This window comes from Desulfovibrio sp. SGI.230 (genome assembly GCF_050313065.1).
Taxonomy (GTDB): Bacteria; Desulfobacterota; Desulfovibrionia; order Desulfovibrionales; family Desulfovibrionaceae; genus Desulfovibrio.
The window spans coordinates 24,894-37,275 of sequence record NZ_JBNPKS010000010.1 but is presented as its reverse complement, the minus strand read 5'-3'; the positions used below and the strand labels follow the sequence as shown (position 1 = coordinate 37,275).

At 64.7% G+C, this 12,382-nt stretch carries 10 protein-coding genes; 4 read left to right on the top strand and 6 right to left on the bottom strand.

Features of this window, described 5'->3' with window-relative positions:
- Positions 1 to 103: 103 nt before the first annotated feature.
- From ACQRAG_RS08730 to polA, 4 genes are all read right to left on the bottom strand, one after another.
- Positions 104 to 1,855, bottom strand: a complete 1,752-nt coding sequence (locus ACQRAG_RS08730; RefSeq protein ID WP_297158649.1) for a YcaO-like family protein — start codon at positions 1,853 to 1,855, stop codon at positions 104 to 106.
- 289 nt (positions 1,856 to 2,144) lie between these two features.
- Positions 2,145 to 2,537 (bottom strand): 30S ribosomal protein S9, encoded by a 393-nt coding sequence (gene rpsI, locus ACQRAG_RS08725; RefSeq protein WP_006004313.1) that lies wholly within the window; start codon positions 2,535 to 2,537, stop codon positions 2,145 to 2,147.
- A 12-nt stretch (positions 2,538 to 2,549) separates the two neighbouring features.
- On the bottom strand, positions 2,550 to 2,984 hold the full coding sequence (gene rplM, locus ACQRAG_RS08720) for a 50S ribosomal protein L13 (protein WP_072331677.1): 435 nt from the start codon (positions 2,982 to 2,984) through the stop codon (positions 2,550 to 2,552).
- Positions 2,985 to 3,493: 509 nt separating this feature from the next.
- Complete coding sequence (gene polA / locus ACQRAG_RS08715; protein ID WP_427803981.1) at positions 3,494 to 6,253, bottom strand: DNA polymerase I; 2,760 nt, start codon at positions 6,251 to 6,253, stop codon at positions 3,494 to 3,496.
- Between the two features lie 100 nt (positions 6,254 to 6,353).
- On the opposite strand from polA, the gene ACQRAG_RS08710 reads away from it, so the two are divergent.
- Genes ACQRAG_RS08710 through ACQRAG_RS08695 form a run of 4 tightly spaced genes read left to right on the top strand, consistent with a single transcriptional unit; the run spans position 6,354 to position 9,819 of the window.
- The gene (locus ACQRAG_RS08710) at positions 6,354 to 7,481 is read left to right on the top strand and encodes an MlaE family ABC transporter permease (RefSeq protein WP_204625316.1); all 1,128 of its coding nucleotides are present in this window, start codon (positions 6,354 to 6,356) and stop codon (positions 7,479 to 7,481) included.
- Position 7,482: 1 nt separating this feature from the next.
- Positions 7,483 to 8,256: an ABC transporter ATP-binding protein gene (locus ACQRAG_RS08705; RefSeq protein WP_168934845.1), complete on the top strand. Its 774-nt coding sequence runs from the start codon at positions 7,483 to 7,485 to the stop codon at positions 8,254 to 8,256.
- Between the two features lie 16 nt (positions 8,257 to 8,272).
- Positions 8,273 to 9,226, top strand: a complete 954-nt coding sequence (locus ACQRAG_RS08700; protein ID WP_168934844.1) for an MlaD family protein — start codon at positions 8,273 to 8,275, stop codon at positions 9,224 to 9,226.
- Positions 9,223 to 9,819, top strand: coding sequence for a PqiC family protein (locus ACQRAG_RS08695; RefSeq protein ID WP_204674105.1), 597 nt, complete (start codon positions 9,223 to 9,225; stop codon positions 9,817 to 9,819). Before ACQRAG_RS08700 ends, ACQRAG_RS08695 begins: the two co-directional genes overlap by 4 nt.
- Positions 9,820 to 10,135: 316 nt before the next feature.
- Here the strand turns inward: ACQRAG_RS08695 and ACQRAG_RS08690 are convergent, their stop codons facing one another.
- On the bottom strand, positions 10,136 to 11,326 hold the full coding sequence (locus ACQRAG_RS08690) for an OmpP1/FadL family transporter (protein ID WP_427803982.1): 1,191 nt from the start codon (positions 11,324 to 11,326) through the stop codon (positions 10,136 to 10,138).
- Between the two features lie 397 nt (positions 11,327 to 11,723).
- Positions 11,724 to 12,293, bottom strand: a complete 570-nt coding sequence (locus ACQRAG_RS08685) for a nucleotide exchange factor GrpE (protein WP_427803985.1) — start codon at positions 12,291 to 12,293, stop codon at positions 11,724 to 11,726.
- Between the last annotated feature and the right edge of the window lie 89 nt (positions 12,294 to 12,382).

Here is a 12,382-nt window from a genome sequence, read left to right as displayed (position 1 = left end):
AATGCGGAGCTTCTCATAAGGCGGGTTTGGGGAAGGAGGGGGCATGGGGGAGGAACCCACTTTTTGCCGCAAGCAAAAGGGGGCTCCTCCCCCGTTCAGATTCCTACTTCTGCCAGCGGGCCGTGTAACGGGCCAGAAGGCGCAGCGAGGGGCGGGAGAAGCGGTCGAAGTCGGCGGTGAGTTCCAGACCGGGGACCAGGGCACGCACCACAGGCATGTCCAGATCCTTGCGGGAGATGTCCACATACAGGGGCGTACGGCCCTGGGCGCACAGCGTCTTTTCCAGCAGCTTGCAGGAGGCTTCGGCCGACGGCAGACTGTAGTCGGGCAGATCTTCCAGCCAGCGCACCGGCAGGCCGCCCAGAGCGGGCCCCGTCGGTTCGCCATACGGATAGGGCCAGGGCACTTCGGTCAGGGCCGCCAGCGCGGCCCGGCTGCCGCACAGATTGGCGCCCGTGGCCTGTGCCACCTCGCCGCGACGGCTCATGACGAAGCAGCGGTAGACCGGCACGCCCAGCTCCGTGGTGATGTCTTGGAACTGGATCTGGATGCCGCGGGCCGCGTAATCGTCCAGCAGGGCCTGCAAACGTTCGTCGCGGCTCTTGAGCACGAAGCAGCCCTCACGGCTGAAGGGCGTGGTGGCCTCGGCGTCACGCTCCACGATCTCCGTAAGCGCCGCCAGCCTGGCTTCGGCTTCGGTATTGCCGGAAGCCAGGCCCGTGGAGCCACCGGCCAGGAACAGGGACTGCTCGTCCAGATTGCAGAACAGGAAGACCGCCTGCGCGGGCACCAGCACGGTCTTGCCCTCAGGATCGCGGGCCTCCAGCCAGTACAGGGGCACATAGTCCTCGAAAGGCGTTTCCAGCGGCAGGGAGGACAGGGGCAGGAAATCCTTGCCCTGGGACCGCAGCTTGGCGCAGGAAGCATGGACCAGCGGCATGGGCCGGCGGCGGTTCGTCACCTCAAAGGTGTGCTCGCCGGTACGGGCCACGCTCACATAGCTGCTGGCCCGTTCCACGATCTCCATGGCGTAGGAGGCCCGGGCCGCAGCCAGGGAAAGACCGCGCCCGTAGGCCGTGGCCTCGCCGCGCAAACTGTGACGCATGCGGCCGCAATCCACGGCCAGGTCCACCTTCCAGGAGCGCAGCAGCGCGATGGGAGACAGCGAAGCCTGATGACGCATCTCCTGCCCGGCCAGAACGTCGTTCTCCAGCAAAGCATTGACGGCCTGCTCGTAGGTCTCCTGTGCCGGACGGCGCTCAAGGCGCGGCAGGTCTTCCGCCTGCATGCGGGCGTGTTCCCGCTCCAGCATCCCGGCCCGGGCCCGCAGGCCTTCGCGGCAGACCTCCAGCTCTTCTTCACTGTAGGGCAGTTCCAGCTCCAGTTCTTCCCAGTGCGGCAGCATGTGGTGCCGGGCGATGTTGTCGGCAAAATGGGCGCTCCAGGCCTGCATGAGGCCAAAGTCCTTCCGGCTGGCAGCGCGCAGGTAGATCAGGGAAGAAGACAGCGTCAGCCGCTGCAGGGCATCTTCGGGGAAGCCGTCGCAGCAATGGGCCAGCTCGGGCACCAGCAGCGAGCACTCCAGCAGCAGGCCGGCAAGCCCCATGCGCCGGAAACTGTCGGTCTCGCGGTCGTACAGTTCATCGGCCAGATTTTTGATCTCCTCCGGCGAACGGCGGCTCAGCTGGCGCAGGCAATGCTGGCGCAAAAAATCATCGAAGGGCGTGGCCTCCAGACGGGCCAGCGCCTGGGGCAGGGTCAGGGATGCGGGCGGCTGGCAGGAAAAATAGCCGGTCGTGGCCTGGGTCGTCTCGTGGGTATAGGCATAGGCGATGCCTTCGGGGATCACGGGCATGGCGTGGAAAACCTCATGGCAAAAAGATGGCGACAACATCCCGGGGCGTGCGGCCCAACGCCGGAGGCGCGACCGGCCCGTCATCCGCCGCAAGGCGGGATGGGGGATGCCGATACGGCCCTGCAGGAAGACAGGGGCACGGACACAACGGCAGGAGACAGAGACGGCAAGACCGTGAAGCAACGGACACGGCCGCCCCTCTCCCCGGGACAGGACGGGCGGAAGATAACAGAAAAGGGGTGGGCCAACAATGGCCCACCCCTTGAGGTTCCGTAATCCGGAGTGCGGATTAACGCTTCGAGTACTGGTAACGAGCGCGGGCAGCGCGCAGACCGTACTTTTTGCGTTCCTTCTTACGCGCATCGCGGGTCAGGAAGCCGGCCTTCTTCAGGATAGGACGAAGGGCGGGATCCACCAGCAGCAGGGCGCGGGAAATACCGTGACGCACGGCTTCGGCCTGACCGGCCACGCCGCCGCCAGCCACGTTGACGCGCACGTCCAACTTTTCAGCCAGCTTGGACAGCACGAGGGGCTGACGAATGATCATCTGCAGGGTCTTGCGGGGGAAGTAATCTTCAAAGGCACGACCGTTCACCGTGATGTTGCCGGAGCCAGCGTAGACGCGGGTGCGGGCAGTGGCGGTCTTGCGGCGGCCGGTGCCGTATTCGAATTTGTCGCTCATGACGTGCGCTCCTTAGTAAGGCAGGGTCAGCGGCTGCGGGTTCTGAGCCGTGTGCGGGTGTTCGGGACCCGCGTAAATCTTGAGCTTCTTCAGCATGGCGCGGCCCAGACGGTTCTTGGGCAGCATGCCACGCACAGCGGCCATGAGCACGCGCTCGGGCTTGGAAGCCAGCATATCGCCCAGGGAGGTGGTCTTCAGACCGCCCACCCAACCGGAGTGGCGATAGTAGTTCTTGTGGGCCATCTTGGTGCCGGTCACCTTGATCTTTTCGCAGTTGACCACGACGATAAAGTCGCCGTTGTCCATGTGACGGGCAAATTCGGGCTTATGCTTGCCGCGCAGGCGGTGGGCGATCTGGCTGGCCAGACGACCCAGCACCTGATCCTGGGCGTCAACCACAAACCATTCGTGGTTGATGTCTTTCGGGGTGGGGCTGAACGTCTTCATCGGGATGAACTCCTCATCTACTTATCTCAGTAGCCATCAAGCGGCGGAAAATCCGTCTGCGACGTGCCGCCTAACGGGTGACGACAGTATCGCTCACAAAGAAAGCGCTCTTTATCGCAAAGTGCGCAACTTGTCAAGCATTCACGACGGAATGCCAAATTTGTGCCGTATTCCAGACGGCTGCGGGTTGGTGTATATCAAAATGCTCCGGCTGTCATCCTTTTTTTGCCAAAAATTTGTACCAAGACAAAAACCATTTGAAAATATTGGTATTTTGCGACCCGCTTTTACGGGGCCAGCAGCTGCTGCCCAAAAGGCGGACAGGCTACCCCCCAAAAAGGCACCGCTCCCCTGCCCTTTTGGACTCGCGGATACGAAGGGGGAAAAACGCGGAAAGAACTGCATGTTCCGGCCGTTTTCCCAGGCTCACGCAGAAAAAATTTGGGAGAAAGGGGCCCCGATCCACACGAGTCCCCCTCCTCCCAAACAGGTGCCTCCATATCGGCAACTTAATGTGCCGCGCCCCAGTCGTGACCGGTGCCCCAGTCCACCAGCAGCGGCACGGAAAGCTCCCTGCCTGCGGGGCAGACATCCTGCATGAGGCGGGCCACCAGGGCCCCGGCTTCTTCGGCGGCATCGGCGGGCACTTCCAGCAAAAGTTCGTCGTGCACCTGCAGCAGCAGGCGGGCATCCAGCTCCCGCAGGCGCTCGTCACGGGCCACGGCCAGCATGGCCAGCTTGATGATGTCCGCCGCCGAGCCCTGGATCACGGTATTGATGGCCTGACGGCGGGCCAGGGCCGCAGCCTGTCCGCTGGCGGAATTGATGTCCGGCAGCAGACGGCGGCGACCGCCCAGAGTGGTCACGAAGCCGTGCTTGCGGGCCGAGGCCTCCACGCCTTCGTAAAACTCCTTCAGGCCCTGCAGGCGCTCGAAGTAACGGGCGATGAAGTCCTTGGCCTGCGTGGTGCTGATCTTGAGCTCCTGGGCCAGTTTCTGGGCGCCCATGCCGTAAATGAGGCCGAAGTTGATGGTCTTGGCATTGCGGCGCTGGTCCGGGCTCACCTGGTCGGGCGGCAGGTCATAGACCAGGGCCGCCGTGCGGGCGTGGATGTCCTCGCCGTTGCGGAAGGCTTCCAGCAGTGCCGGATCCTGCGAGACATGGGCCAGCACGCGCAGCTCCACCTGCGAATAGTCGGCCGAGACCAGCAGGCGGCCCGGCCCGGCGATGAAGCAGGAGCGCATGCGCTTGCCCAGCGGCCCGCGCACGGGGATGTTCTGCAGGTTGGGATTGCTGGAGGAGAGCCGTCCCGTAGCCGTGGCCTTCTGGTTGAAAGTGGTATGGATGCGGCCCTGCGGGTCCACCAGGCGCGGCAGGGGATCGAGATAGGTGGAGCGCATCTTCTCCAGCTTGCGGTACTGCAGGATGCTGTCCACCACCGGATGCTGCCCGGCCAGTTTTTCCAGCGTCTGCTGGCTGGTGGACGCCTGGCCTCCCTTGGTCTTGCGCGGCGCGGGGAGGCCCAGCCCGTTGAACAGCACATCGCCCAGCTGCTGGGCCGAACGGATGTTGAACTGCGTGCCCGCCAGCTCGTAGACATGGGCCGTGAGCTGGTCCAGCCGGCCCTGCACATCGTCGAGGAAGGCCCGGAAGGCTGCGGCGTCGATGGCCACCCCGCTCTGCTCCATGCCTGCCAGCACGGGCAGCAGGGGCATCTCCAGACGCCGGAACAGCTCCAGCAGGCCGTCCTTTTCCATGCGCTGCTCGAACAGCTGCGCCATGGCCAGTCCCAGACGCGCGGGGCCGGGGGCCGTCTCGCCCCTGCTCTCCAGTTCATGGCGCAGCACGGCGCCCCAGCGGGCCGAAAGACGGGGCCAGCCGTAATCGTTCTCTTCGGGGTTCAGCAGATAGGCGGCCACGCCCAGATCAATGCAGTCCCCCGCCCGCCCGGCTAGGAACTGCCAGCAGGGCGCGGATGTCAGCAGGCCCTTGAGGTCCGCCGTCACCAGGGTGCGGGCAGGGGCCAGCCACCGGGCCAGCTCCGCCACAGGACCTTTCCACTGCCATTCTCCCAAAGAACTGCCGTCAGCGCCTTCCACGGCAAGATAGGGGGCCTCGCGGTCGCCGTGGGCCCAGATCAGGGCCACGCGGGCATCTCCGCAGTCCGGCAGGGCCGATACGTCATCCAGCGCGGGCGCGGATTCCTGCGGCATGGCGTCCAAAAGGCTCATCTGACTGGTGGCACGACCGCTGCGGGCAGGCTGGGCCAGCGGCAGGGAGGCCTGTTCCGCAGCCGCCTTCTTCCCGGCTGCAGGCTGTGCGTCCTCACGGATGCTGCCCGCATCCAGGAACTCCTCGGGCAGGTCGGCCTCGGCGGCCTGCAGACGGTCCAGGGCGGCCAGCTCGCGCCGCAGGGCGAAGAGCTCGAACTCTTCCGTGAGCAAGGCGCAGGTGGCGGCATCCAGCGGCCGCACGCGCAGGTCGTCCAGCGTGACGCCGGGGCAGAAATCGCGTCTCAGGGTGGTGAGCTCGCGCCAGGTGAACATGTTTTCCAGATGCGCCTGCAGTTTGGCCTGCATCTTGGGCGGCAGCAGGACGAAATGGTCGCGGATGTCCTCAAGACTGGGGCAGATGGAGAAGATCTGGCGCGCGGTCTTGGGACCGATGCCCGGCACGCCGGGGATGTTGTCGCTGGTATCCCCGATGAGGGCCTGCACGTCGGGCCACTGGGCGGGCGTCACGCCGCTCTCTGCCGTGAAATCGGCCTCGCTCACCAGCTTTTCTTCCTTGGAGGCCGGGTCCCACATGTAGACGTTGGGGCCCAGGCACTGTTTCAGGTCCTTGTCGCCGCTGACGATGATGACGGGATGTTCCGCCGCGAAGCGCGCCGCCAGCGAGGCGATGCAGTCGTCGGCCTCGCAGCCCTGCGAGACTTCCAGCCTCAGGCCCAGGGCCCGCACCATGCGGTGGATGGGATCCAGCTGGCGTACCAGATCTTCGGGCGTGGCATCGCGGTTGGCCTTGTAAAGGGGGAATATCTCGTGCCGGAAGTTGGGGCCCTTGCCGTCCTGCACGAAGGCGAAATAGCGGGGGCGCTCTTCGCGCAGGATGCGCAGCAGCACGCGGCTGACCACTACCAGGGAATTGGTGGGGAAACCGTCGGAACGCTGCATGTTCCTGTTGGCAAAAAAGCCGCGATAGATGAAGGCCGAGCCATCCATGAGAAAGACGGGCTCTGCGGCAAGCCCGAGGCGTTGTTTCAGCGACATGGCAATCCGGGGTTGTAGGGTAAGCAAAAAAGGGGAAAAAGCCTGCGGGGGAGCGGCCTCCCTCCTTGCGTAGCTTCTGTCCTGCGCGTATACTATAGAGATGGAAACAAGTCCGCAAGTAAACCTGGACAGGGCCGGAGAGCGCCTGCAGGTCACCGTCTCCGGCAGCTGGGCCATCAATACGCCCTGGCCGCCGCAGTGTGCCGACGCCCTGCAGCAGCTGCGAGGCCCCGGCATCCGGCAGCTGCATCTCGCGGCGGCCTCCCTCGACGCCTGGGACAGCAGCCTCCTGGTCTTCCTCGTCCAGCTGCACAAGGCCGCCCGCGCCGCGCAGATCGAGATCAGCCAGGACCTGCCCACAGGACTGGCACGACTGCTGCACCTGGCCTTCGCCATCCCGGCCCAGGCAGGGGCCGCCCGCAGCGACCACCGGCAAGGGCTTTTTGCCCGGGTGGGCGAGGCGGTCATGGGCCTGCCGCCCCGCTGTGCGGATTTTCTGGAATTCCTCGGCGATGTGACCCTTTCCATCTGGCGTCTCATCCTGGGACGCGCCGGCATGCGCATGCAGGACTTTATAGAAGCCATGTACGAATGCGGTGTGCGCGCCCTGCCCATCATCTCCATCACCAGCCTGCTGTTCGGTCTGATCCTGGCCTTTGTGGGCGCGGTGCAGCTGACGCAGTTCGGCGCCCAGATCTATGTGGCCGGGCTGGTGGGCATCGGCATGTTGCGCGTCATGGGCGCGGTCATGGTGGGCGTGGTCATGTCCGGCCGCGTGGGGGCCGCCTATGCGGCCATGATCGGCACCATGCAGGTCAACGAGGAAGTGGACGCCCTTACCACCCTGGGCATCTCGCCCATAGATTTTCTGGTGCTGCCGCGCATGCTGGCCCTGATGCTCATGGTCCCCCTGCTCACGGTCTATGCCGACCTCATGGGCATCCTGGGCGGCTATGTGGTGGGCGTCTCCATGCTGGGGCTGAGTTCCGCCGAATACCTCAACGCCACCATGCAGATGGTCTCCTTCGTCCACGGGCTCATCGGCATCGCCTACGGTACGGTGTTCGGCATCATCATCGCCCTGGCGGGCTGCTATCAGGGCATCCGCTGCGGCCGCAGCGCCCAGGCCGTGGGCCTGGCCACCACCACGGCCGTGGTCCAGTCCATCGTGGGCATCATCATCGCCACGGCCGTCATCACCATCATCTGCAACGTACTGGGCATCTGACATGAGCACTCCCCGCCTGCGCGTCCGCGACCTGACCCTGGGCTACGGCTCCTTCGTGCTCATGCGTGACGTCAATTTCGATGTGGCCGCCGATGACATCTTCCTCATCATGGGCGGTTCCGGCTGCGGCAAGAGCTCGCTCCTGCGCACGCTCATGGGCCTCAAGCAGCCCCAGAGCGGCCAGGTGCTCTACGGCGATACGGACATCTGGGCCTGTACCGAGAAAGAGCGCCGCCGCATCCTGCGGCGTACGGGCGTCCTCTTCCAGGGCGGCGCCCTGTGGAGCTCCATGACCCTGGCCGAGAACGTGGGCCTGCCGCTGCAGCAGTACACCGACCTCGATGACGACGAGATCCGCGAGCAGGCCTCGCTCAAGCTGGCCCTGGCCGGTCTGGCCGGTTTCGAGGACTACTATCCTTCGGAGATCAGCGGCGGCATGCGCAAGCGGGCCGGTCTGGCCCGGGCCCTGGCCCTCGATCCCGAGATCCTTTTTCTGGACGAACCTTCCGCCGGTCTGGACCCGGTGAGCGCCCGCATGCTGGACGACCTGATCCTGGAGCTGCGCGACGCCCTGGGCACGACCTTCGTCATCGTCTCCCACGAGCTGGCCAGCATCTTCGCCATCGCCAGCAACGGCATCTATCTCGACGTGCGGACCCGGCGCGTCACTGCCCGGGGCAACCCCTCCGAACTGGTGCGCGACCCGCACACCGAGCTGCAGGCCCTGCGCTTCCTGACGCGCGGCGAAGCGGGCGGCCCCCAACAACAGGACTGAACCCACAGGATACGGCATGGCAAAACAATCATTCAAAACCGCTGTAGGGGCTTTCGTCATCGGCGGACTGGCGCTGCTGGTGGCGGGCATCATCCTTCTGGGCGGCGGCCGCATGTTCAGTGACGACATCGAATACGTCCTGTACTTCGACGGCTCGGTGAGCGGCCTCAATATCGGGGCGCCCGTGGTCTTCCGCGGCGTGCCCATGGGCCAGGTGACGCGCATCAGCCTGGAGGCCAACCCGCGCGACGCCAGCGTCACCATCCCGGTCTACATCCGGCTGGACGAGAACAGCATCGTCCGGGCCGGAGTCACCGGCGAGCTCACGGACAATTTCCGGCAGGAGATCCTGCGCCGCCTGATCCAGCGCGGCCTGCGCGCCCGCCTGCAGCTCCAGAGCCTCATCACCGGCCAGTACCGCGTGGAGCTGGACTTTTTGCCCAATACGCCCGCCAATTTCCGTTCCCCCATGCCGGACAGGGAGATCCCCACCCTGCCCTCGCCCATCGATACCCTGCAGCGTACCGTGGCCAGTCTGCCTCTGGAAGAGATGGCGCATACCACGGCGGGCATCCTGGAAAAGCTCAACGCCGCCCTGTCCGGCGATGCGCTGGAACGCGGCATCAAGGCCTTTGCCACCTCCTTTGAAGAAGCGCAGGCCCTGCTGGCCGGCATGCAGGAATCCCAGAAGACCCTGGCCCAGGCCCTGGAAAAGCTGAATGCGGCGGCCACGTCGGCCCAGCACGATCTGCCCCAGGCCCTGCAAAGCACCCGGGACGCCATGAACAACGTCTCCTCCGTTTCCCTGGCCACCAAGGCCGTGGTGGAACGCAATGCCCCCCTCACCCAGGAGCTGCGCCGCCTGATTCAGGAAAGCGCGGCTGCCGTCCGCTCCCTGCGGGCGTTCATGGACGTGCTGGAACGCAATCCCGAAGCCCTGCTCCGCGGCAAACAAGGAAGTCGCCGATGAACCATCTCCTCCGCCATACGACCGTTTTCCTGGCCCTGCTGACGCTCCTGCTGACCGCTTGCGGCCGCAGCGCGCCCACGCACTTCTATCTGCTGGACAGCGGCCAGCCCCCCCTGACCGCCGACAGCCTGCCCGCTGCCAGTCTGAGCATCGCACCGGTGAGCGTGCCTGACTATCTGGACCGCAACGGTCTGGTGCGCCGCAGCGACGGCCAGACCCGCCTGGAGGTCTCGGAACTGGACATCTGGGCCGAGCCGCTGGGACAGGGCGCCCGGCGCGTGCTGGGCGAAGTGCTGGCCGCCCGCCTGCTGCCCCGGGGCATCGACGTGATCGCTGCCGGAGACCGGCAGGGCGACATGGAACTGGCCGTGGCTCTGGAACGTCTGGACGGCGACACGCCGGGCACGGCCCGGCTGCAGGCCCGCTGGCAGCTTTCCCGTGGCGGAGAGGCGCTGGATCGCGGCATCTACGCAGCCAGCGAGGATGCCGGCATGAGCAGCGCCAGTCTGGTGGCGGCCCAGAGCCGTCTGTTGCAGGGACTGGGCGAACATCTGGCCGACCGCCTGTTGCCCCGCCTCAAGGCCGGACGCTAGCGACAGCGCGTTTTCCCATCATCCGGCCGCCCGCACAGGACCTAACGGCAAATGCGTACCGCCGGGCCGGTTGCACGGACAGGCCGGGAACTTGCGGGAAACGGATCCCCAAACCCATCACAGGACAAAAAAAGGGAGGCTTGAGCCTCCCTTTCCTTTTTATCGCATTGTGTCCCGTTCCGGTGCCCGCCCCGCACAGGCCGTGCCATCCCACTTCCCGCCGTTTTACCCTTCACATGAAGAACGCCGGTTTCGTGCAGTCAGAGCGGCTGCCGGGCATGTCTGCCTTCCGGTCCGGCACGGCCTTCCGGCAGCGTCATGGCCAGCATCCCCGAAGGGCCGTCCCGTACCTTAGAACGTGTAGCCGATGGTGGCGGAATAGATACTGGAAGCCCGCGCCCACACTGACGCCCGTACGGCCGTGGCTGGGGACCATGAAGTCCGCGTGCGCCTCGTTAGTGACCGGCGTCTCGTACCAGATGCCCGCACGCAGGGCCAGCCAGTCCAGGGGCTCATATTCCACGCTGGCGTTGAAATTCCAGCCGTCACGCCACTTTTTATGATTGATGGACTGGAAATCGGAATCGAAATAAATGTTCATGGAATCGTAGGTGGACCAGCGGGTGAAGACGGTCCCCACCTCGAAGCTCAGATTCTCCAGCGGGCGGTAGGCCAGGCCCACGGCAAAGGAATCGGGCAGATGCACCGTGCTGTGCACATCGGTATCGATGGTGTGCGGCACCTGTCCTTGGTCGGCCAGCATATTGCTATGATGCCGGGAAAAATCCGCCGAACCGGCGATATTGAGCGTGACCGGACTTTTGTAGGAAAAGCCCAGCGACAGCTCGTCGGTCATGCGCAAGTGCGCCCCCACCTGGGCCCCCACGCCCCAGCCCGTACCGTTGAGCGTCATCTTGCTGTCTTCCCCTCTGCTGGGGATGTAGCCGATATACTGCATGCTGGGAATCTGCTGTCCCATGGCAAAGCTGGCATGCATGATCTCCACGCCCGCCGAAAGGGACAGGACATCGTTGACCTTCAAGGCCACAGTGGGCACGAGGGAAAAGGTCTGGAAATTGATGTTGGTCAGGTTGTACCGTCCCGTCCAGTTATCGGCAAATTCATTGCCGAGGCCGAATCGCGAGAACAAGCCCAGGCCCAGCCAGAAGCGGTCGTTCAGCTGATGGGTGATATAGGCGTGCGGGGCAGCCCAGATATGGGGCTTGGTGGTCGTGGACGTGTGGCTGCCGTCGGCCAGATCCAGGTCGATGGTACCCATGGGCGCGATGGCGGCAAAACCGCCCATGACGTGCGTGCCCGGCAGCTGGGTGATGCCCGCCGCATTGTAGGCGATGGCCGAGGGATCGTCCGCGCGTCCCACCATGCCGCCTGCCAGCGAAAGACCTCGCGAGCTCCATTCCGTCAGGGCGAAACCTTCGGCCCCTGCCGTCGTCACCTGGCATGCCCACAGAAGGCAGACGGCAAGCACGACATACAATTTTTTCATAGATATCCCCCACAAAAATAGTCCGGGGCGCAGCAAAGGCTCCTTCCCCGCAACATGCAGTACCAATACAGATGTCTAGTGTTACGCTAGAGTGCAACGCTTTTGAAAGTCAAGCTGTTTTGCCGGGCTTCCCGACGCTGCCGCAGGGAACGCCAACGCGGCATGGCCCCGTACTTGTCCGGGGATACCGGACCACGGTATCGCGAAGATGCCCCGGTTGAAGCCGCTGGCGGAGAACCGCCGCTATGTCGGATGAAGGACTTTGATAAGGATGCCGGACCAGAGAAGAGGGCTCCCCGGGCCCTGATGAGAGTCCACTGATCCGTATGCCTGTATACAAAAAAGGGCCCTCCCCATATGGGGAAGGCCCTTCCGGCTGTCTTGCGGATAACGGCGCTTAGCCCTGCTTGATCATGACCTTGGCCGGGCGCAGCAGACGCTCGCCCAGCTTGTAGCCGCTCTGCAGAACGCGGGCCACGGCCCCGGCTTCCACATCGGCCTCGGCATCAAAGCCCACGGCTTCGTGCAGTTCGGGCGTGAAGGCCTCACCGGCCGTGCCCACGGGGGTCAGACCGTGACGCGCTACGGCTTCCAGCAGCAGCTTGCGGGTCATGGCCACGCCCTGGAGCATGTCCTTGCAGGCCTCGTCCTTGCTGCCGTACTGCAGGGCCAGATCGAGGTTGTCCAGCGTGGGCAGCAGGTCGCTCATGACCTTTTCCGCCGCATAGCGGATCTGTTCCTCGTGCTCGCGCTTCAGGCGCTTCTTGAAGTTATCCATCTCCGCGGCCGCGCGCAGGCGTGCGTCATCGGCATCGCGCCTTTCGGTGCAGTTGGGGCACACATGTTCGTGGCACAGGCTTTCCAGATTTTCCGGCAGGGTCTGCACGGCGTCCCCGGCATCCCCGGCCTCGGCACCGGCACAGGCCTCTTCCTGCGCTTCCGTGTTCTGCGTGTCCTTCATATGCATATCATCGTTCTCGTTGTGACGATCCATGGTTCCTCCCAGAAATGCACCAGCGTTGTGCCGGCTAGTATTGAGTAAATACGCACTGCCGT

Bases quoted from the DNA above. Each gene is read 5' to 3' on its own strand.
- ACQRAG_RS08730 (WP_297158649.1), bottom strand. From the start codon at position 1,855: ATGCCCGTGATCCCCGAAGGCATCGCCTATGCCTATACCCACGAGACG.
- rpsI (WP_006004313.1), bottom strand. From the start codon at position 2,537: ATGAGCGACAAATTCGAATACGGCACCGGCCGCCGCAAGACCGCCACT.
- rplM (WP_072331677.1), bottom strand. From the start codon at position 2,984: ATGAAGACGTTCAGCCCCACCCCGAAAGACATCAACCACGAATGGTTT.
- polA (WP_427803981.1), bottom strand. From the start codon at position 6,253: ATGTCGCTGAAACAACGCCTCGGGCTTGCCGCAGAGCCCGTCTTTCTC.
- ACQRAG_RS08710 (WP_204625316.1), top strand. From the start codon at position 6,354: ATGGAAACAAGTCCGCAAGTAAACCTGGACAGGGCCGGAGAGCGCCTG.
- ACQRAG_RS08705 (WP_168934845.1), top strand. From the start codon at position 7,483: ATGAGCACTCCCCGCCTGCGCGTCCGCGACCTGACCCTGGGCTACGGC.
- ACQRAG_RS08700 (WP_168934844.1), top strand. From the start codon at position 8,273: ATGGCAAAACAATCATTCAAAACCGCTGTAGGGGCTTTCGTCATCGGC.
- ACQRAG_RS08695 (WP_204674105.1), top strand. From the start codon at position 9,223: ATGAACCATCTCCTCCGCCATACGACCGTTTTCCTGGCCCTGCTGACG.
- ACQRAG_RS08690 (WP_427803982.1), bottom strand. From the start codon at position 11,326: ATGAAAAAATTGTATGTCGTGCTTGCCGTCTGCCTTCTGTGGGCATGC.
- ACQRAG_RS08685 (WP_427803985.1), bottom strand. From the start codon at position 12,293: ATGCATATGAAGGACACGCAGAACACGGAAGCGCAGGAAGAGGCCTGT.